Source organism: Paraburkholderia caffeinitolerans (assembly GCF_902859945.1).
In the GTDB taxonomy this organism is placed as follows: Bacteria; Pseudomonadota; Gammaproteobacteria; order Burkholderiales; family Burkholderiaceae; genus Paraburkholderia; species Paraburkholderia caffeinitolerans.
The window spans coordinates 19372-38320 of record NZ_CADIKL010000012.1 but is presented as its reverse complement, the minus strand read 5'-3'; the positions used below and the strand labels follow the sequence as shown (position 1 = coordinate 38320).

The window sequence follows — 18949 nt, the reverse complement described above, 5'->3', positions numbered from 1 at the left end:
ATCGGGCGCGCGCGCAAGCGGGCGCACATAAAAAACGGGAGCCGCGGCTCCCGTTTTACTTGCAGCAACTGGCGGCGTTCAGAACGCCTCGTCAGCCGACAGATAGCGCCATTGCCCCTGCGGCAGCGCGCCCAGCAGCACGCGGCCCATGCGCACGCGCTTGAGGCCCACCACCTTCAGCCCGACCAGTTCGCACATGCGGCGGATCTGGCGCTTCTTGCCTTCGCGCAGCACGAAGCGCAGCTGCTCGCCATTTTGCCAGCTCACCATGGCGGGCTTGAGCGGCACGTCGTCGAGCGAGAGGCCGTGGCGCAGCCTGGCCAGCAATTCAGGCGGGAAGTGCTGGTCGACTTCCATCTCGATGTCGCCGTAGGTCACGCGCACGAGGTATTCCTTGTCGATATCGGAGCTTTCGCCGATCAACTGCTTCGCTACGCGGCCGTCCTGGGTCAGTACGAGCAGGCCGGTCGAGTCGATGTCGAGGCGGCCCGCCGGTGCGAGCGTACGTAGGTGTTGCGCCGAAAAGCGGATGCCCGAGTGATCGCCGTCCCAGTGATTCCCGGCCGTGACGAGCGTGGCCGCCGGCTCATAGCCGTCTTCGGCCTGGCCCGAGACATAGCCCACCGGCTTGTGTAGCAGGATCGTCACTTGGCGCGCCTGCGCGGCGAGCGCGGCGGGGTCGACTTCGATGCGCTGCTGCGGCGTGACCTTGGCGCCTAGCGTGTCGACGACTTCGCCGTCCACATAGACCCAGCCTTTTTCGATCCATTCATCGGCTTCGCGGCGCGAGCACAGGCCCAGTTCCGACATGCGCTTGGACAGGCGCAGCGCGTTGTCGCCGTCGACCTCCACGCGCGCTGTGCGTTGCGGGGCGGCTTGGTCGCCGGCAGCCGGGGTGCGGCGCGGGGCCTGGCCGGAGCCCTTCGCGAAGGGTTTCGGGCCGGGCTTGCGTGCGCGGGCGTCTTCCGCGCTGCGCTCGTTTGCGTTACCCCAAGAGGATTTCACGGGGCGCGCGAAGCCACGGTCGTCGCGCGGGCGCCGTTCGTCGGAACCCTGGTCGCGGCGAAACGAGGGGCGTCGATCGTCGCCGTCGTCCCGACGCGGGAAACGGCGTTCGCCGCCTTCATCGCGTGCGCGGAAGGGACGTTGGCCTTCGCTTTCATCACGGCGCGGGAAGCGGCGTTCGCCACCTTCTTCGCGAGCACGGGACGGGCGCTGGCCTTCGTCACGGCGCGGGAAGCGGCGCTCGCCACCTTCTTCACGAGCGCGGAACGGACGGCGTTCACCACCTTCATCGCGTGCGCGGAAGGGGCGTTGGCCTTCGCCTTCATCCCGGCGCGGGAAGCGGCGCTCGCCACCTTCTTCACGAGCACGGAACGGACGGCGTTCACCACCTTCATCGCGTGCGCGGAAGGGACGTTGGCCTTCGCCTTCATCACGGCGCGGGAAGCGGCGTTCACCGCCTTCTTCACGAGCACGGAACGGACGGCGTTCACCACCTTCGTCGCGTGCACGGAAGGGGCGCTGGCCTTCGCCTTCGTCACGGCGCGGGAAGCGGCGTTCACCGCCTTCTTCACGAGCACGGAACGGACGGCGTTCACCACCTTCGTCGCGTGCACGGAAGGGGCGCTGGCCTTCGCCTTCATCACGGCGCGGGAAGCGGCGTTCGCCGCCTTCTTCACGAGCACGGAGCGGGCGGCGTTCACCACCTTCGTCGCGTGAACGGAAGGGGCGCTGGCCTTCGCCTTCGTCACGGCGCGGGAAGCGGCGATCGCCGCCTTCTTCACGAGCACGGAACGGGCGACGTTCACCACCTTCGTCGCGTGCACGGAAGGGGCGCTGGCCTTCGCCTTCATCACGGCGCGGGAAGCGGCGTTCACCGCCTTCATCGCGTGCGCGGAAGGGACGTTGGCCTTCGCCTTCATCACGACGGGGGAACCGGCGCTCGCCACCTTCTTCACGAGCACGGAACGGACGGCGCTCGTCGCCGTAGCCACCGCCTTCGCGCGGCGGGCGAGCGGGGCGGTTCGACGTGTCGCGTTCGCGCGCGGTCGCCGGCTTCCCGGACATGGGCTTCCCACCGGGTTTTGCCGTCGACGGGCGCGCTTGTGCGGGCCGTCCTTCAGCCGGCCGCGCCTCGTCTGAGCGCACCGGCTTGCGGGCGGTCGTGCTGCCGCGGCGGACGGGGGCGCGTTCGGGCGTGGCCGGGCGCGGATGTTTGGCTGTCAGTTTGGCTCGCATGGTTTTACGTCTTTCGATGTTGCTTTCACACTGCTATCGCGCGCAGCAGTTCGGTTTCGACGCGGATCTGCTGGCGGTTGTCGGACAGACCCGACCCGTCGAGCAGAAACACGTCCTCCACGCGCTCGCCGAGCGTATTGATCCGCGCCGCCTGGACGCCGATGCGGTGCTCGGCCAGCACGCGCGCGATGGAATAAAGAAGGCCCAGCCGGTCGTTCGCCGACACGGAGAGGATGTAGTACTGGTCGCGCTCGTCGGCACGCAGGTCGACGCGCGGCGTGACCGGGAAAGTGCGCGACAGGCGCGAGAGCCGCCCCTTCGACGGCTCCGGCAGCGGATTGCCGGACGCCGCGAGGCGCTGGGCGAGTTCTTGCTCGACCAGATTCGCGATATCGCGGTAATGCACGTCGCCCTCGGGGTGGGCGACGATGAAGTTGTCCAGCGCGTAGCCGTGACGCGTCGTGCTTACGCGCGCATCGAGCACGGACAGGCCGCTGCGGTCGAAGTAGCCGCACATGGTGGCGAACAGGTCCGGCCGGTCCTTCGCATAGACCAGCACTTGCAGCGCTTCGCCCACGGGCGAGGGCCGCGCGCGCACGACCGGCGAGGGCGTTTCCACATAGCGGTAGAGCACGCGCGTCTGCCACGCGATGTCGGCAGCGTCGTGGCGCAGGAAATAGCCCACGTCGAGCTTGTCCCACAGCGCACGGTGCGCGTGCTCCGGCACGGTTTCGAGGCGCAGCAGCGCGAGCGCCAGTTCCTGGCGCGTTTTGAGTTCCGAGTGCGCGTCGGGCTGGGCGCCGCCGAGCACGGCGAGCGTCGAGCGGTAGAGATCCTCCAGCAGCTTGCCCTTCCAGTTGTTCCAGACCTTGGGGCTGGTGCCGCGGATATCGGCCACGGTCAGCAGATAGAGCGCCGAAAGCCGGCGCTTCGAGCCCACCAGATCGGCAAAACGCTTCACCACTTCGGGGTCGCTCGTGTCCTGTTTCTGGGCGACCTGGCTCATGGTCAGGTGCTGCTGGACGAGCCAGACGATCAGGTCGGAGTCTTCACTGGCGATGCCGTGCTCGCGGCAGAACCGCCGCGCGTCGGCCATGCCGAGCTGCGAATGGTCGCCGCCGCGCCCCTTGGCGATGTCGTGAAAGAGCGCCGCCACGAAAAGCACCCAGGGCCGCTCGAAATCGGCGATCAACTGGCTGCAGAACGGATACTCGTGCACATGCTCTGCCACGGCGAAGCGGCGGATATTGCGCAGCACCATCAGGATGTGCTGATCGACCGTGTAGACGTGATAGAGGTCGTGCTGCATCTGCCCGACGATGCGCCGGAAGTTCAGCAGGTAGCGCCCCAGCACGCTCGTCTGGTTCATCAGCCGGATGGCATGGGTGATGCCCGCTGGCTCCTTCATGATCGCCATGAAGAGGCGGCGGTTTTCTGGGTCGCGGCGCCAGTGCTGGTCCATCCTCTCGCGCGCGTTGTACAGCGCGCGCAAGGTGCGCGCCGAGAGGCCCTTCACGCCAGGCACCTGTTCGTAAAGCAGGAAGGCTTCGAGGATTGCATGCGGTTCGCGCTCGAACACGTCGTCGGTCACGATTTCGATCATGCCCTGTTTTTCGACGAAATGATCCGAGAGGGTCCGCGTGATGCCGCTCGTGCTCGGGAAGAGCTGCGCCTCGATGTTCTGGATGAGGATGGTCGTCAGCTGCGTGACCGCCTTGGCCGCCCAGTAGTAGCGCCGCATGAGCTGCTCGCTCGCGCGCCGCGCCGCGCTGGCCGAGTAGCCGAAGCTTTCGGCCACGCTCGTCTGTAGATCGAACACGAGGATGTCCTGGCGGCGGCCCGCGATCACATGCAGGCGCGCCCGCAGGGTTTTCAGAAACGCTTCGTTGCGGCGCAGTTCGCGCGCCTCGCGCTCCGTGATGAGCCCACGCTGATCGAGTTCTTTCCAACTGCTGCCAAATGCTGCGGCTTCGCTGACCCAGAGGATCAGTTGCAGGTCGCGCAAGCCGCCGGGGCTTTCCTTGACGTTCGGCTCCAGCGCGTAGGGCGTATCCTGGAAGCGCCCGTGACGCTGGCGCATTTCCAGCACTTTGGCCTGGAAGAACGCGCGTGGGTCCATGGCGTCGCGGTAGCGCTGCACGAAGTCGCCGAATAGCGTCGGGCTGCCCGTGATGCGGCGCGCTTCGAGTAGCGACGTGCGCACCGTCACGTCGCCGGCGGCTTCTTCGAGGCATTGCGAGACGCTGCGCACACTGCTGCCGATTTCGAGGCCGAGGTCCCACGCGAGGCCGATGAACTGCTCGAGGCGGGATTCGAGCGGTGCGAGCGCTTCATAGTCGGGCAGCAGCACGAGGATGTCGACATCGGAGTATGGCGCGAGCTCGCCGCGTCCGAAGCCGCCCACGGCCACAAGCGCGAGCGAAGCCGGCAAGTCGCACAGGCTCCAGGCGCGGCGCAGGGTGTCGTCGGTGGTGCGGGCGAGCGCGCGCATCAGCGAGTCGACATTGGATGCGCTCCTGAACCGTTCGAGCAACTGAGCCTTGGCGGCCTTGTAGTCGGACTTCAGCGACGACGTATCGGGTGCGGCGACAGCGGGAACGCTCATGGGCTTCGGTGCAGTTGGCGCGGGTTGAAGAATGCCCGGCGCCCACGCGGACTGCCGGGCGGCGGACCGTGCGGACGTGGGGCGATGCCGGTTTAAGCCTGGTTTATGTCTGGGCTATACCTGAATGATGCCAAGGTGGTACTCGGGTAACGCCAGCTCATAATGCGTATTGTGCAGCCTGCCGCCTGGTGTTGCGCTCGCCCCCGGCGCGCGCCTTGCAATCAGGCGGCCGAGCCCGCCATCTGCGCAACGATAGCCGGCTTGGCCGGCGTGCCGGCCGAAACCGTCAGCACTTCATAGCCCGTCTCGGTCACGAGCACCGTATGCTCCCATTGCGCCGAGAGGCTGCGGTCCTTGGTCTTGACGGTCCACTGGTCCGGCATGGTGCGGATCTCGCGGCGGCCGGCGTTGATCATCGGTTCGATGGTGAAGATCATGCCCGGCAGCAACTCGACGCCCGTGCCGGGGCGGCCGTAGTGAAGCACCTGCGGCTCGTCGTGAAACACCGTGCCGATGCCGTGGCCGCAATACTCGCGCACGACGCTGTAGCCCTGCGCTTCGGCGTAACGCTGAATGGCGTGGCCGATGTCGCCCAGATGGCCGCCCGGGCGCACCTGATCGATGCCGAGCCACATGCATTCATAGGTGGTCTGCACGAGGCGCTTCGCGAGAATCGACCCCTCGCCGACGATGAACATGCGGCTCGTGTCGCCGAAGTAGCCGTTCTTGATCACGGTGATGTCCATATTGAGCGCGTCGCCGTTCTTCAGCGCCTTGTCGCCCGGAATACCGTGACAGATCACGTCGTTCACCGAGGTGCAGATGGCCTTCGGGTAGGGCGGGTAGCCGGGCGGCTGATAGTTCAGCGGCGCCGGGACCGTACCCTGCACGTTGGTCATGTATTCATGGCAGAGCCGGTCGAGTTCGCCCGTCGTCACGCCCGCCACGACGAAGGGCGTAATGTAGTCGAGCACCTCGCTCGCCAGCCGGCAGGCGACGCGCATCTGCGCGATGTCGTGTTCGTTCTTGATCGAAATGGCCATGGTGTGCGCCCGAAAATGCAGTCGAATATCAAATTATCGCACCTTATCCGCAGGGTCGCAGGCTTTTGAGCGGGGAGGCGGGCGCGCGGGGCGGCAGGGGGGGCGCGCTGGCGGACTTCTTCCGAGGGTAATAGCTGGCTTGAGTGCGGTCAGTATTACGTGCTATAATCTTCGGCTAAGTCGCTCCGTGTATCTTTCGAATCACGGGTGCAGGAGTCGATTATGCCTGTTGTCGCCGCGGGCAAAAAATAACGGCGGCAATGTAGTAAGTAACAAGCAAACGTGAAATCGCAAGCCGACGCACCCAGGGTGTCGGGCGCGCCAGTCCTCAAAAGTGTAGGGCGGCGCACCGATACAGCAGCCGGCTTAAGACCCAAACCCTAGCGGAGAATTGAAACATGGCAGTTACCATGCGCCAAATGCTGGAAGCAGGTGTCCACTTCGGTCACCAGACGCGCTTCTGGAACCCCAAGATGGCCCCCTTCATTTTCGGCCATCGCAACAAGATTCACATCATCAACCTCGAAAAGACGCTGCCGATGTACAACGACGCACTGAAGTACGTGCGTCAGCTGGCATCGAACCGTGGCACGATCCTGTTCGTCGGCACGAAGCGTCAATCGCGCGACACGATCGCTGACGAAGCAGCACGCGCTGGCATGCCGTTCGTGAACGCACGCTGGCTCGGCGGCATGCTGACCAACTTCAAGACGCTGAAGGTTTCGATCAAGCGCCTGAAGGACATGGAAGCAGCCGTGGAAGCGGGTGAGCTCGAGAAGATGAGCAAGAAGGAAGCGCTCCTGTTCGAACGCGAAATCGCCAAGCTGCAAAAGTCGATCGGCGGCGTGAAGGACATGGGCGGCATTCCCGACGCAATTTTCGTGGTCGACGTCGGTTACCACAAGATTGCCGTGACGGAAGCCAACAAGCTGGGCATCCCCGTCATCGCCGTGGTCGACACGAACCACTCGCCGGAAGGCATCGACTACGTGATCCCGGGCAACGACGACGCCAGCAAGGCTGTCGCGCTGTACACGCAAGGCGTGGCTGACGCGATCCTCGAAGGCCGTGCAAGCGCGGTCAACGAAGTGGTTGCAGCCGTGCGCGGCAACGAGGGCGACGACGAGTTCGTCGAGGTCAATCCGGAGGCGTAAGCCGCCCCGTGTCCGGCAAGAAAAGGGGGCTTCCATAGGCCCCTTTTTTTTAAGCCGTGGCGTTCGATGCCGCATCATACGGGCGGCACCGTAGTCCTGTAGAAGCAGCTGTAAAAAAGCGTTTCAGCACGGTATTTACGGAAACGAATTCCTGCCGGCCGCATCGAATCATGCGGCTGGCGCGTACCAGACAGATTCAAGGAGCGAATGATGGCGGCAATTACCGCAAGCATGGTGGCAGAACTGCGCGCGAAGACCGACGCGCCGATGATGGAATGCAAGAAGGCGCTGACGGAAGCCGACGGCGACCTGGCACGCGCTGAAGAACTGCTGCGCGTGAAGCTCGGCAACAAGGCAAGCAAGGCTGCTTCGCGCGTGACGGCTGAAGGCGTGATCTCGTCGTTCATCGGTGCCAACGCTGGCGCCGTGGTCGAACTGAACTGCGAAACCGACTTCGTCGCGAAGAACGACGACTTCCTCGCATTCGCGAAGACGATCGCCGAACTCGTCGCTACGCAGAACCCGGCTGACGTCGCGGCTCTGTCGGCTCTGCCGCTGGAAGGCTCGACGGTCGACGCAGTGCGCCTCGCGCTGGTCGGCAAGATCGGCGAAAACCTCTCGATCCGCCGTTTCGCGCGTTTCGAGACCGCCAACAAGCTGGCTGCGTACCTGCACGGCACGCGTATCGGCGTGCTGGTCGAGTACACGGGCGCTGAAGAGCAAGTGGGCAAGGACGTCGCGATGCACATCGCCGCGATGAAGCCGGTCTCGCTGTCGTCGGACGACGTGCCGGCCGACCTGATCGCCAAGGAGCGCAGCATCGCCGAACAGAAGGCTGCCGAATCGGGCAAGCCGGCTGAAATCGTCGCGAAGATGGTTGAAGGTTCGGTTCAGAAGTACCTGAAGGAAGTCTCGCTGCTGAACCAGCCGTTCGTGAAGAACGACAAGCAGACGATTGAGCAGATGCTCAAGGCTGCTGGCACGACGGTGCAGAAGTTCGCCCTCTTCGTGGTGGGCGAAGGCATCGAGAAGCGCCAGGACGACTTCGCTGCCGAAGTGGCCGCGCAAGTCGCTGCTGCGAAGCAGCAATAAAGGCCGCGCAAGCCTTCAAGCTTCAAGCCGTACCGCAGTAAAAGCATCAGCAGTACGTAGCAAGCCGCGGCGGAGTGATCCGCCGCGGTGGGCAGCGTAGCGACGCCCGATGTAGCGGCGCCTTGCGCGGTGGACTCCCGCCGTGCCCCGTGGCGCAAATCTTCGCTATTCTGGCGGCGCTTGCCCCTAGTCGTATTTCACCCCTACAGTTTCAAGTTATTGCCCTGTTAGTGCCTTTTGCGCGCGATCCTGGATACCCCCATGCCCACACCCGCCTATAAACGCGTCCTCCTCAAACTTTCCGGCGAAGCCCTGATGGGCGACGATGCCTTCGGCATCAACCGCGCCACGATCGAACGAATGGTGGCGGACGTGGCCGAGGTGGTGCGGCTCGGCACGCAGCTCGCAGTCGTGATCGGCGGTGGCAACATTTTCCGCGGCGTCGCGGGCGGCGCGGCCGGCATGGACCGCGCGACGGCTGACTACATGGGCATGCTCGCCACTATGATGAACGCGCTCGCGCTGCAGGACGCCATGCGCCACGCCGGCATTGAGGCACGCGTGCAGTCGGCGCTGCGCATGGACCAGGTGGTCGAGCCGTATATTCGCCCGCGCGCAATTCGCCAGCTCGAAGAGGGCAAGGTCGTGATCTTCGCGGCGGGCACGGGTAACCCGTTCTTCACCACCGATACCGCCGCTGCACTGCGCGGCGCGGAAGTGGGTGCGGAAGTGGTGCTCAAGGCCACCAAGGTCGACGGCGTCTACTCGGCGGACCCGAAAAAGGATCTCTCGGCCACGCGCTACTCGACGATCAGCTTCGACGAGGCAATTGGCCGCAACTTGCAGGTGATGGACGCGACGGCGTTCGCGCTGTGCCGTGACCAGAAGCTGCCCATCCGGGTTTTTTCCATCGTCAAGCCGGGCGCGCTCAAGCGCATCATTCAAGGCGAAGACGAAGGCACGCTCGTCCACGTGTAAACTCTCGTCTCGAACGACGGGAAACGAACATGGGCCGCGCCGCCCCTCGAGCGCGCTGGCGGGCCCGTTCCGTAATGAAGGTTCGGAGGTATCAAAATGGCTGTGGCTGACATCAAGAAGGGCGCTGAGCAAAAAATGCAGCGCTCGATCGACTCGTTCAAGGGCGATCTGGCGAAAATCCGCACGGGTCGTGCCCATACCGGTCTGCTCGACCATATCCAGGTCGACTACTACGGCTCGCCCGTGCCCATCTCGCAGGTCGCGAACCTCACGCTCGTGGACGCGCGCACGATTGGCGTGCAGGCGTGGGAAAAGAAGATGGTGCCGGTCATCGAGAAGGCGATCCGTGAGTCGGATCTCGGCCTGAACCCGGCCACGCATGGCGATCTCATTCGCGTGCCGATGCCCGCGCTGACCGAAGAGCGCCGCAAGGAGCTCACGAAGGTCGTCAAGAACGAGGGCGAAACGGCGAAAGTGGCCGTGCGTAACCTGCGTCGCGACGCCAACGAGCAACTGAAGAAGCTCGTGAAGGACAAGGAAATCTCGGAAGACGACGAGCGCCGCGGTGGCGACGACGTCCAGAAGCTGACGGACCGCTTCGTGGCCGAGATCGACAAGCTCGTCCAGACCAAGGAAGCGGAGATCATGACGGTCTGAGGCCGCAAGGCTCTCAGTTCCGCCAGGGTTCTCTCGCCCTTTTGTCCGTATCCGCAGTTTTAGTCTGACGGCCATGACCTATACCAGCTCAACCGTTCGCGTGCCCGACGTGGCGGCCGTGCCGCGCCACATCGCGATCATCATGGACGGCAATGGCCGTTGGGCGACTCAACGCCGCTTGCCGCGCGTCGCGGGCCATACGCGCGGCGTCGACGCCGTGCGTTCGGTCGTCGAAGCCTGCGTCGAGAATGGCGTCGAATACCTCACCCTGTTCGCGTTCAGTTCGGAGAACTGGCGGCGTCCGACCGACGAAGTGTCGTTCCTGATGCGCCTGTTCGTCACCGCGCTCGAGCGCGAAGTGGCGCGTCTCCATGCGAACGGCATTCGCCTGCGCGTGGTCGGCGACCTGTCGATGTTCAACGAACGCATCCAGGACCTGATCCGCCGCGCGGAAACCAAGACCGCGCGAAATACGCGGCTCACGCTGACCATCGCTGCGAATTACGGCGGCCGCTGGGACATCATGCAGGCGACCCGCAAGCTGGTTGAGGCAGCTGCCGCGGCCGGCGAGCCGGTGCCCGTCACCGAGGACACCATTGGCCAGTATCTGGCCATGAACTATGCGCCGGAGCCCGATCTCTTCATCCGCACCGGCGGCGAGCAGCGCGTGAGCAATTTCCTGCTCTGGCAACTCGCGTACGCAGAATTCTATTTCACCGAAACGTTCTGGCCGGACTTCAACGCCGATGCACTCAATCGCGCGATCGGCTCCTACGCCGAACGTGAGCGCCGCTTTGGCCGCACGAGCGCCCAGCTCGAAAACCAATCCCAGAACGCCGACTCGCTTTCATGCTAAAGACCCGTGTCATCACGGCGCTCGTCCTGCTGGCGATCCTCCTGCCGGTCACGCTGTTCGCGCCGGTTGCCTGGTTTGGCGTGCTGATCGGCGTCGTGGTGTTGTTCGCCGCGTGGGAGTGGGCGCGCCTGCTCACGGCCGGCAAAGTGGGCTCGATCGTCTACGCGGCGATTGCCGTGCTGGCCGTCATCGCAAGCCAGCGGCTCGAATCAGCCCATCCGCTTTATCAGGCCGCCGGCATCTTCTGGCTCATCGCCGGCCCTTACGTGCTCGTGCGCAAGCCGACGCTTGGCGCCGGTGCCTGGCGCGCCTTCCTGCTCGCAGCCGGACTCGTGATCTTCTGCGCCTGCTGGCACGCGCTGGTCGCGGCACGCACGGTGGGCGTCGCGTTCGTGCTCTCGCTGCTCCTGATCGTCTGGCTTGCCGATATCGGCGCATACTTTGCAGGCAAGGCATTCGGAAAGCATAAGCTCGCGCCCTCGATCAGTCCGGGCAAGACTTGGGAAGGCGCCGTGGGCGGCTGGGTGGCCGTGATGGCGGTGTCGGGCGCCGCGCTCGCACTGCACGCGTTCGAGCCGACCCTGTATTCGGCGCTGGCGACGCGCCTCGGCCTCGGCCGGGCGCTCTTCGTGCTTACCGTGCTGGTCGCGTTCAGCGTGATCGGCGATCTGTTCGAGTCGATGACGAAGCGCCAGGCGGGCGTAAAAGACTCGAGCGGCCTCCTGCCAGGCCACGGCGGCGTGCTCGATCGCATCGACGCGCTGCTGCCGGTCCTGCCGCTTGCCATGCTGCTGCTCGGTTAGAGACGCTCGGTTAGAGACTAATGGAAATGCAAAAACGACTCACCTTGCTCGGATCCACGGGCTCGATCGGAGACAGCACGCTCGACGTGGTTGCGCGTCATCCGCAACGCTTCTCCGTCTACGCGCTCACCGCGCACCGCAACGGCGACAAGCTCGTCGAGCAATGTCTGCGCTTCGTGCCCGAAGTGGCCGTGGTCGGTGACGCCGAGACCGCTGCGGCGGTCGAGCGCAAGCTGCGCGCGGCTGGCTCGAAGACCGTCGTGACGTACGGGCCGCAGGCGCTCGTCGAAGTCGCGAAGAGCGATGGTTGCGACACCGTGGTTGCCGCCATCGTCGGCGCGGCGGGGCTCGTGCCCACACTTGCTGCGGCGCAGGCCGGCAAGCGCATCCTGCTCGCGAACAAGGAAGCGCTCGTGATGTCGGGCGACATCTTCATGGATGCGGCGCGCGAGAACGGCGCGGTGCTGCTGCCCGTGGACAGCGAGCACAACGCGGTGTTTCAGTGCCTGCCGTCCGAAGGTACGAAGCATGGCGGCGTGACGAAGATCATTCTGACCGCTTCGGGTGGCCCGTTCCGCACGCGCGAGCCAGCCACGCTCGTCGGCGTGACGCCGGAAGAGGCCTGCAAGCATCCGAACTGGTCGATGGGCCGCAAGATATCGGTTGACTCGGCCACGATGATGAACAAGGGCCTCGAAGTCATCGAGGCGCATTACCTGTTCGATCTGCCGGGCGAGCGCATCGACGTGCTGATCCATCCGCAGAGCGTGATTCACTCGATGGTCTCGTACGCGGACGGTTCGGTGCTCGCGCAACTGGGCAACCCGGACATGCGCACGCCCATCGCGCACGCGCTCGCGTTCCCTGAGCGTGTGGATTCTGGCGTTGCGCAACTCGACCTCGCGCAGGTCGCCACGCTCAATTTCGAAAAGCCGGATTACGCACGTTTCCCGTGTCTTGCGCTGGCAATGAAGGCGCTGGCCGAGGGCGGCGTGGCGAGCGCCACGCTCAACGCAGCCAACGAAATCGCGGTGGAGGCGTTCCTCAACCGCCGGATCGGTTTCATGGCGATCGCGCAGACGGTCGACGCCGTGCTCAACGCGCTGGACAATCGCAGCGCCGCGAGCCTCGATGTCGTGCTCGAAGCCGACGCAGCCGCGCGCCGCGCGGCGCTCAAGATCATCGACAGCCTGCCGGTGCCGGCCTGAGGCCTTGCTCGGGCCGCTCCCGGGGGTGTGCTCAGGCCGCCCGCGGGAGTGTGAGGGCCTGCTTGCAGACCCATCGGCCCGCCAACGAGGTTAAGCCCGTACTGGTGCGCTGCTTCCAGCAGAGGAGGCGCATATGAATCTGCTCACCGAACTGGTGTCTTTTGTCGTGGCGATCGGCGTTCTCGTCGTCGTGCACGAATATGGACACTACAGCGTCGCGCGCTTGTGCGGCGTCAAGGTTCTTCGGTTTTCGATCGGCTTCGGCAAGCCGCTCGTGCAATGGGTCAGCAAGAAGAGCGGCACCGAGTGGACGATCTCGGCGCTGCCGCTCGGCGGCTACGTCAAGATGCTCGACGAGCGCGAGTTGAAGGACACGCCGGGGACCATTCCCGACGAAGACTTGCCGCACGCCTTCAACCGGCAGTCGGTCGGCAAGCGCATCGCCATTGTCGCTGCGGGGCCCTTGGCCAATTTCATTCTTGCCATCGCGCTCTTCGCTGCGGTCTTCGCGAGCGGCGTGACCGAGCCGACCGCGATCGTGGCCGTGCCGCCGGCGCATACGGCTGCCGCGCAGGCCGGCTTCCAGGGCGGCGAGACCATTCTTGCCGTGAGCGACGCGAACGGCAGCGACACCGAGCCCGTGCGCTCGTGGGCCGATCTGCGCTGGAAGCTGCTGTCCTCAGCCTTTGACCAAAACCGCGTGGTGCTCTCCGCGCGCGACGGTGGCGGCACCTACGACTTCCCGCTCGATCTATCGCGCCTCACCAGCAGGGATCTCGACGACGACTTCATGGCGAAGCTCGGTCTCGAGGCTGGCGGCGCCAGTTTGACGATCGCGGGCGTGGAGGCGGGCAGCGCCGCGCAGCAGGCGGGGCTGCAAAAAGGCGACCGCCTGGTGGCGATCGATGGCCGTCCCGTTGACAGCGCAAGCACTTTCATCGGATACGTGAAGGCGCACGCTGGCAAGCCCGTGCACCTGCGCATCGTGCGTGGGGACACACAAAACGGCGCGTCCGGGCAGGGGCAGACGTTGATGCTCACGATCACGCCCGCGATGCAGCGCGACAGCGAAACGGGTGAGGAAGTCGGGCGTATCGGCGCGGCGCTCGCGGCCCAGGCGCCAACGGTGGACGTCCGCTACGGGCCGATCGAGAGCGTTCGGCTGGGTGCGTTCCGCACCTGGGACATCGCGATCTATTCGCTGCGTATGTTCGGACGCATGCTCACGGGAGAGGCATCTCTGAAGAATCTGTCGGGCCCCGTGACGATTGCTGACTATGCAGGCAAGAGCGCAAGACTCGGTCCGTCCGCCTTCCTGTCGTTCCTCGCCCTTGTCAGCATTAGCCTTGGCGTACTCAACCTGCTCCCAATTCCGGTATTGGACGGGGGGCATCTGTTATATTATGCGGTTGAAGCCGTAACGGGCAAAGCTGTCTCGGACCGCTGGCAGCTCGTCCTGCAGCGCGCGGGACTTGCCTGCATCGTCGCATTATCGGCGATCGCGTTGTTCAACGATCTGGCTCGGTTAATCCATTTTTAAAGATGTCTGGCGGCGTCCGAAGGCGGACCGCCTGATCTGATGCAGCTATACACACTGGGGAAGCACGTTGTTTAGACCTCATCGCTTGGTTCCAAAAACGGTTGCGGCTGCGGCGATTGCCGCGCATGGCCTGGTCGCTCACGCGGCGACAACGCCTTTCGTGGTTCAGGACATCCGCATCGAAGGACTGCAGCGCGTCGAGCCGGGCACGGTGTTCGCGTACTTGCCCATCAAGCAGGGCGATACGTTTACCGACGACAAGGCATCCGATGCCATCCGCGCATTGTATGCAACGGGCTTCTTCAACGATGTGCGCATCGGCACCGAAGGCGGAGTTGTCGTCGTGCAGGTGCAGGAGCGACCGGCCATCGGCACGATCGACTTCGCAGGCATCAAGGAGTTTGACAAGGACAACCTCACGAAGGCGCTGCGCGCAGTCGGTCTCTCGCAAGGCCGCTACTACGACAAGGCGCTTGTCGACAAGGCCGAGCAGGAACTCAAGCGTCAGTACCTCACGCGCGGCTTCTACGCCGCCGAGGTCACGACCACGGTAACCCCGATCGACCGCAACCGCGTCGGCCTGCTGTTCTCAGTGGTCGAAGGCCCGAGCGCGAAGATCCGGCAGATCAACTTCATCGGCAACAAGTCGTATAGCAGCGGCACGCTGCTCTCGGAGATGCAGCTCTCCACGCCGAACTGGTTCTCGTGGTACACGAAGAACGACCTGTACTCGAAGGAAAAGCTCACGGGCGACCTCGAGAACGTGCGCTCGTACTACCTGAACCATGGCTATCTCGAGTTCAACATCGACTCGACGCAGGTTTCGATTTCGCCCGACAAGAAGGACATGTACCTGACGGTCGGGATCCACGAAGGCGAGCCCTACAAGGTTTCGGGCATCCACCTGGCCGGCAATCTGCTCGACCGCGAGGCCGAACTCAACAAGCTCATCAAGATCAAGCCGGGTGACCGCTTCTCGGCCGAGAAGCTGCAGGCTACGACCAAGTCGATCGTCGACAAGCTCGGCGAATACGGTTACGCGTTCGCCACTGTCAATGCGTTGCCGCAGATCAATCAGGCCGATCACACGGTCGATCTCACGCTGCAGGTCGATCCGAGCCGCCGCGTGTACGTGCGCCGCATCAACGTGATCGGCAACACGCGCACGCGCGACGAAGTCGTGCGTCGCGAAATGCGTCAGCTCGAAAGCTCGTGGTTCGATTCGAGCCGCCTCGCGCTCTCGAAGGACCGTATCAACCGTCTCGGTTACTTCACCGACGTCGACGTGACCACGGTGCCGGTGGAAGGCACGCCGGACCAGGTCGACGTGAACGTGAAGGTGGCCGAAAAGCCGACCGGCGCGATCACGCTGGGTGCGGGCTTCTCGTCCACGGACAAGGTGGTGCTGTCGGCCGGCGTTTCGCAGGACAACGTGTTCGGCTCGGGCACGAGCCTCTCGGTGAACATCAACACCGCGAAGACGTACCGCACGCTGGCCGTCACGCAGGTGGACCCGTACTTCACGGTGGACGGCATCAAGCGCATTACCGACGTCTACTACCGCACGTACCAGCCGCTGTACTACTCGACCGATTCGAGCTTCAAGATCATCACGACGGGCGCCGACCTGAAGTTCGGCATTCCGTTCTCGGAAGTGGACACGGTCTTCTTCGGCATCGGCTTCGAGCAGGACACCCTCGATGTCGATCAGTACACGCCGCAGAGCTACATCGATTATGTGAACGAGTTCGGCCGCGTGTCGAACAACATTCCGTTCACGATCGGCTGGTCGCGCGACGCGCGTGACAGTGCGCTGATTCCGAGCCGCGGCTACTTTACGCAGGCGAATTTCGAATGGGGTACGCCGGTCGGATCGACGCCTTACGTCAAGACCGACGTGCAGGCGCAGTACTATTACTCGTTCGCGCGCGGCTTCGTGCTGGGCATGAACTTCCAGGCGGGCTACGGCAAGGGTCTCGACGGCAAGCCGTACCCGATCTTCAAGAACTACTACGCGGGCGGTATCGGTTCGGTGCGTGGCTACGAGCCGAGCTCGCTGGGTCCGCGCGACGCCAAGACCAACGACCCGATCGGCGGTTCGAAGATGGTGGTCGGCAACATCGAACTCACGTTCCCGCTGCCGGGCACGGGCTACGATCGCACGCTGCGCGTCTTCACGTTCGTCGACGCCGGTAACGTCTGGGGCGACGAGGGCAACACCAGCACGGGCGCGAACGGTCTGCGCTATGCATACGGTGTGGGTCTTGCGTGGATTTCGCCGATCGGCCCGCTCAAGCTGAGCCTTGGCTTCCCGATGGTCAAGCACGAAGGCGATCAGTACCAGAAGTTCCAGTTCCAGATTGGCACGGCCTTCTAACAAGGCACGCAGGAACAGGTATTTACAGAAACGAGAGGATAACTTTGCTAACGGGTATGTTTTCCAGACGGACGATCGGGGCCTTGGCGCTGTCGCTGGCGATGTTCGCTGTTGGCACGGGCGCGGCCCATGCGCAGGAAGCGAAGATCGCAGCGGTCAACTCCGACCGCATCCTGCGCGAATCCGCCCCCGCGAAGGCCGCGCAAACCAAGCTCGAAGCCGAGTTCGCAAAGCGCGACAAGGACCTGCAGGACATGGCGCAACGCTTGAAGTCCATGTCGGACTCCCTCGACAAGAATGGGCCGGGCATGGCGCCCGGCGATCGCGCGCAGAAGCAGCGCGATCTGTCGCAGCTCGACAGCGATTTCCAGCGCAAGCAGCGCGAGTTTCGCGAAGATCTGAACCAGCGTCGCAATGAAGAGCTTGCGGCGGTGCTGGATCGGGCGAACAAGGTGATCAAGCAGATCGCCGAGCAGCAACACTACGATTTGATCGTGCAGGAAGCGGTGTACGTGAGCCCGCGCATCGACATCACCGACCAGGTCTTGAAGGCGCTCGCGTCGGGCGCCACTGGCAGCAGCAATTAAGGCAGGAGCATCACGCGCATGGCTTTTACGCTTGAGGACATCGCCGGGCGCTTCGGTGGCGCTGTGATTGGCGATCCGACACAACGTGTCGGGTCGCTCGCGCCGCTCGATCAGGCGGGTCCGCAACAACTGGCGTTCCTCGCCAACCCCAAGTATCTGTCGCAGGTCGAAACGACTCGCGCAGGCGCCGTGCTGATCAGCCCGGAAGATCTCGAAAAACTGGCTTCCCGCGAGGGACGTAACTTCATCGTCACGCCCAATCCGTACGCGTACTTTGCACGCGTGGCGCAGGCGTTCATCGACTTGGCCGCGCCAAAGGCGCAGCCGGGCGTGCACCCGAGCGCGCATGTCGATGCCACGGCAAAGGTTGCCGCGAGCGCGGTGATCGGCCCGAACGTCACGGTGGAAGCGGGCGCCACGATCGGCGAGCACGTGCGGCTGGACGCCAACGTGTTCATTGGCCGCGGCGCCCAGGTGGGTGAGGGCTCGCACTTCTATCCGGGCGTGGCGGTCTATCACGGCTGCAAGATCGGCGCGCGCGCCATCGTGCACGCCGGCGCCGTGATCGGCTCGGACGGCTTTGGCTTTGCGCCCGACTTCACGGGCGAGGGCGATGCGCGCACGGGCAGCTGGGTGAAGATTCCGCAAGTGGGCGGCGTCTCGATCGGGCCCGATGTCGAGATCGGTGCGAACACCACGATCGACCGCGGTGCGATGGCCGACACGATCATCGAGGAGTGCGTCAAGATCGATAACCTCGTGCAGATTGGCCACAACTGCAAGGTTGGCGCATACACCGTGATCGCGGGTTGCGCGGGCATTGCGGGCAGCACCACGATCGGCCGCCATTGCATGATCGGCGGCGCGGTCGGCATCGCGGGTCACGTCACGCTCGGCGACTACGTGATCGTCACGGCGAAGTCGGGGGTCTCGAAGTCGCTGCCCAAGGCCGGCATCTACACGAGCGCGTTCCCGGCGGTCGATCACGCCGACTGGAACAAGAGCGCCGCGCTGCTGCGCAATATCGACAAGCTGCGCGATCGCATCAGGGCGCTCGAAGCCGCTGCCCAGAAGGCACAAGGCGGCGCATAACAAGGCAGGTTCAACGCCTGGGCGTCAAGAGCCCCGGTCAGCTTGACTCGGTCAGCGTGACCCGGGGCAATCCGCATGCACGAAGTGTCGCACATGGCGCATACTGCGCCAGAAGCGCGGGCCGTTGAGGTACCGCGGGAGCCGGGCTTCGGTATCCCTGGCACTTCAGACATTGCATTCGACAGTCACACGCAATTACAGCGTGAGTAGAAACACCATGAACATCGAAAAACTCAACTTCGACATCCACAAGATCCTCACGCTGCTTCCGCATCGCTATCCGTTCCTGATGGTGGACCGGGTCACCGAAATCGTGCCGCACAAGAGCATCAAGGCGTTGAAGAACGTGACCGTCAATGAGCCTTTTTTCCAGGGCCATTTCCCCCAGCGCCCGGTCATGCCCGGCGTGATGATTCTTGAAGCGCTGGCGCAAACGGCCGCGCTCCTCACCTTTTCGGAAGAGGAGCAGGACTTCGAGAACACGCTGTACTACTTCGTCGGCATCGACGGTGCGCGCTTCAAGCGCGTGGTCGAACCCGGCGATCAACTCATCCTGAACGTGACGTTCGAGCGCTACATGCGCGGCATCTGGAAGTTCAAGGCCGTAGCCGAAGTGGAAGGCGCCGTCGCCTGCGAGGCGGAACTCATGTGCACCGTCAAGAAAATGGACGCGGCGTAGTAAGGCGCGCCAGTACGGCAACAGAATTGGAGAGCCA

Annotated in this window: 16 protein-coding genes; 12 read left to right on the top strand and 4 right to left on the bottom strand. The window is 64.2% G+C overall.

The annotated features are described in order from the left end of the window. Positions 1-78: 78 nt before the first annotated feature. From HV773_RS37405 to map, 4 genes are all read right to left on the bottom strand, one after another. Positions 79-1005: a pseudouridine synthase gene (locus HV773_RS37405; RefSeq protein ID WP_343052355.1), complete on the bottom strand. Its 927-nt coding sequence runs from the start codon at positions 1003-1005 to the stop codon at positions 79-81. Beyond that, positions 1002-1967 (bottom strand): hypothetical protein, encoded by a 966-nt coding sequence (locus HV773_RS37400; protein ID WP_343052353.1) that lies wholly within the window; start codon positions 1965-1967, stop codon positions 1002-1004. Before HV773_RS37400 ends, HV773_RS37405 begins: the two co-directional genes overlap by 4 nt. A gap of 299 nt (positions 1968-2266) precedes the next feature. Continuing rightward, positions 2267-4846 carry a [protein-PII] uridylyltransferase gene (locus HV773_RS14205; protein WP_129561892.1) on the bottom strand — a complete coding sequence of 860 codons (2580 nt, stop codon included), beginning with the start codon at positions 4844-4846 and terminating at the stop codon, positions 2267-2269. A gap of 221 nt (positions 4847-5067) precedes the next feature. Then, positions 5068-5889, bottom strand: a complete 822-nt coding sequence (gene map, locus HV773_RS14200) for a type I methionyl aminopeptidase (protein ID WP_129561893.1) — start codon at positions 5887-5889, stop codon at positions 5068-5070. 398 nt (positions 5890-6287) lie between these two features. Here map and rpsB point away from each other — a divergent pair, with 398 nt between their 5' ends. From rpsB to fabZ, 12 genes are all read left to right on the top strand, one after another. After that, positions 6288-7043, top strand: a complete 756-nt coding sequence (gene rpsB / locus HV773_RS14195; RefSeq protein WP_035531861.1) for a 30S ribosomal protein S2 — start codon at positions 6288-6290, stop codon at positions 7041-7043. A 210-nt stretch (positions 7044-7253) separates the two neighbouring features. Continuing rightward, a complete protein-coding gene (gene tsf / locus HV773_RS14190; RefSeq protein ID WP_129563322.1) occupies positions 7254-8135 on the top strand; it encodes a translation elongation factor Ts in 882 nt (293 codons plus the stop codon). A 261-nt stretch (positions 8136-8396) separates the two neighbouring features. After that, positions 8397-9113, top strand: coding sequence for a UMP kinase (gene pyrH / locus HV773_RS14185; RefSeq protein WP_129561894.1), 717 nt, complete (start codon positions 8397-8399; stop codon positions 9111-9113). 96 nt (positions 9114-9209) lie between these two features. Next, entirely contained in the window at positions 9210-9770 is a 561-nt protein-coding gene (gene frr / locus HV773_RS14180; protein ID WP_129561895.1) for a ribosome recycling factor, read from the top strand. Positions 9771-9843: 73 nt separating this feature from the next. Beyond that, a complete protein-coding gene (gene uppS, locus HV773_RS14175) occupies positions 9844-10626 on the top strand; it encodes a polyprenyl diphosphate synthase (RefSeq protein WP_129561896.1) in 783 nt (260 codons plus the stop codon). Continuing rightward, complete coding sequence (locus tag HV773_RS14170) at positions 10620-11429, top strand: phosphatidate cytidylyltransferase (RefSeq protein ID WP_129561897.1); 810 nt, start codon at positions 10620-10622, stop codon at positions 11427-11429. Before uppS ends, HV773_RS14170 begins: the two co-directional genes overlap by 7 nt. A 26-nt stretch (positions 11430-11455) precedes the next feature. Continuing rightward, positions 11456-12637 carry a 1-deoxy-D-xylulose-5-phosphate reductoisomerase gene (locus HV773_RS14165; protein ID WP_129561898.1) on the top strand — a complete coding sequence of 394 codons (1182 nt, stop codon included), beginning with the start codon at positions 11456-11458 and terminating at the stop codon, positions 12635-12637. A gap of 133 nt (positions 12638-12770) precedes the next feature. After that, a complete protein-coding gene (gene rseP / locus HV773_RS14160; RefSeq protein WP_129561899.1) occupies positions 12771-14177 on the top strand; it encodes an RIP metalloprotease RseP in 1407 nt (468 codons plus the stop codon). A 67-nt stretch (positions 14178-14244) separates the two neighbouring features. Beyond that, positions 14245-16554, top strand: a complete 2310-nt coding sequence (bamA, locus tag HV773_RS14155; RefSeq protein ID WP_129561900.1) for an outer membrane protein assembly factor BamA — start codon at positions 14245-14247, stop codon at positions 16552-16554. A 44-nt stretch (positions 16555-16598) separates the two neighbouring features. Further along, positions 16599-17141 (top strand): OmpH/Skp family outer membrane protein, encoded by a 543-nt coding sequence (locus HV773_RS14150; RefSeq protein ID WP_129561901.1) that lies wholly within the window; start codon positions 16599-16601, stop codon positions 17139-17141. Between the two features lie 18 nt (positions 17142-17159). Next, positions 17160-18233 (top strand): UDP-3-O-(3-hydroxymyristoyl)glucosamine N-acyltransferase, encoded by a 1074-nt coding sequence (gene lpxD / locus HV773_RS14145; protein WP_129561902.1) that lies wholly within the window; start codon positions 17160-17162, stop codon positions 18231-18233. A gap of 217 nt (positions 18234-18450) precedes the next feature. Beyond that, the gene (gene fabZ / locus HV773_RS14140) at positions 18451-18912 is read left to right on the top strand and encodes a 3-hydroxyacyl-ACP dehydratase FabZ (RefSeq protein WP_129561903.1); all 462 of its coding nucleotides are present in this window, start codon (positions 18451-18453) and stop codon (positions 18910-18912) included. The last annotated feature ends 37 nt before the right edge of the window (positions 18913-18949 follow it).

Coding starts and splice junctions, on each gene's coding strand:
- HV773_RS14205 (WP_129561892.1), bottom strand. CDS start 4,846: ATGAGCGTTCCCGCTGTCGCCGCACCCGATACGTCGTCGCTGAAGTCC.
- map (WP_129561893.1), bottom strand. CDS start 5,889: ATGGCCATTTCGATCAAGAACGAACACGACATCGCGCAGATGCGCGTC.
- rpsB (WP_035531861.1), top strand. CDS start 6,288: ATGGCAGTTACCATGCGCCAAATGCTGGAAGCAGGTGTCCACTTCGGT.
- tsf (WP_129563322.1), top strand. CDS start 7,254: ATGGCGGCAATTACCGCAAGCATGGTGGCAGAACTGCGCGCGAAGACC.
- pyrH (WP_129561894.1), top strand. CDS start 8,397: ATGCCCACACCCGCCTATAAACGCGTCCTCCTCAAACTTTCCGGCGAA.
- frr (WP_129561895.1), top strand. CDS start 9,210: ATGGCTGTGGCTGACATCAAGAAGGGCGCTGAGCAAAAAATGCAGCGC.
- uppS (WP_129561896.1), top strand. CDS start 9,844: ATGACCTATACCAGCTCAACCGTTCGCGTGCCCGACGTGGCGGCCGTG.
- HV773_RS14170 (WP_129561897.1), top strand. CDS start 10,620: ATGCTAAAGACCCGTGTCATCACGGCGCTCGTCCTGCTGGCGATCCTC.
- HV773_RS14165 (WP_129561898.1), top strand. CDS start 11,456: ATGCAAAAACGACTCACCTTGCTCGGATCCACGGGCTCGATCGGAGAC.
- rseP (WP_129561899.1), top strand. CDS start 12,771: ATGAATCTGCTCACCGAACTGGTGTCTTTTGTCGTGGCGATCGGCGTT.
- lpxD (WP_129561902.1), top strand. CDS start 17,160: ATGGCTTTTACGCTTGAGGACATCGCCGGGCGCTTCGGTGGCGCTGTG.
- fabZ (WP_129561903.1), top strand. CDS start 18,451: ATGAACATCGAAAAACTCAACTTCGACATCCACAAGATCCTCACGCTG.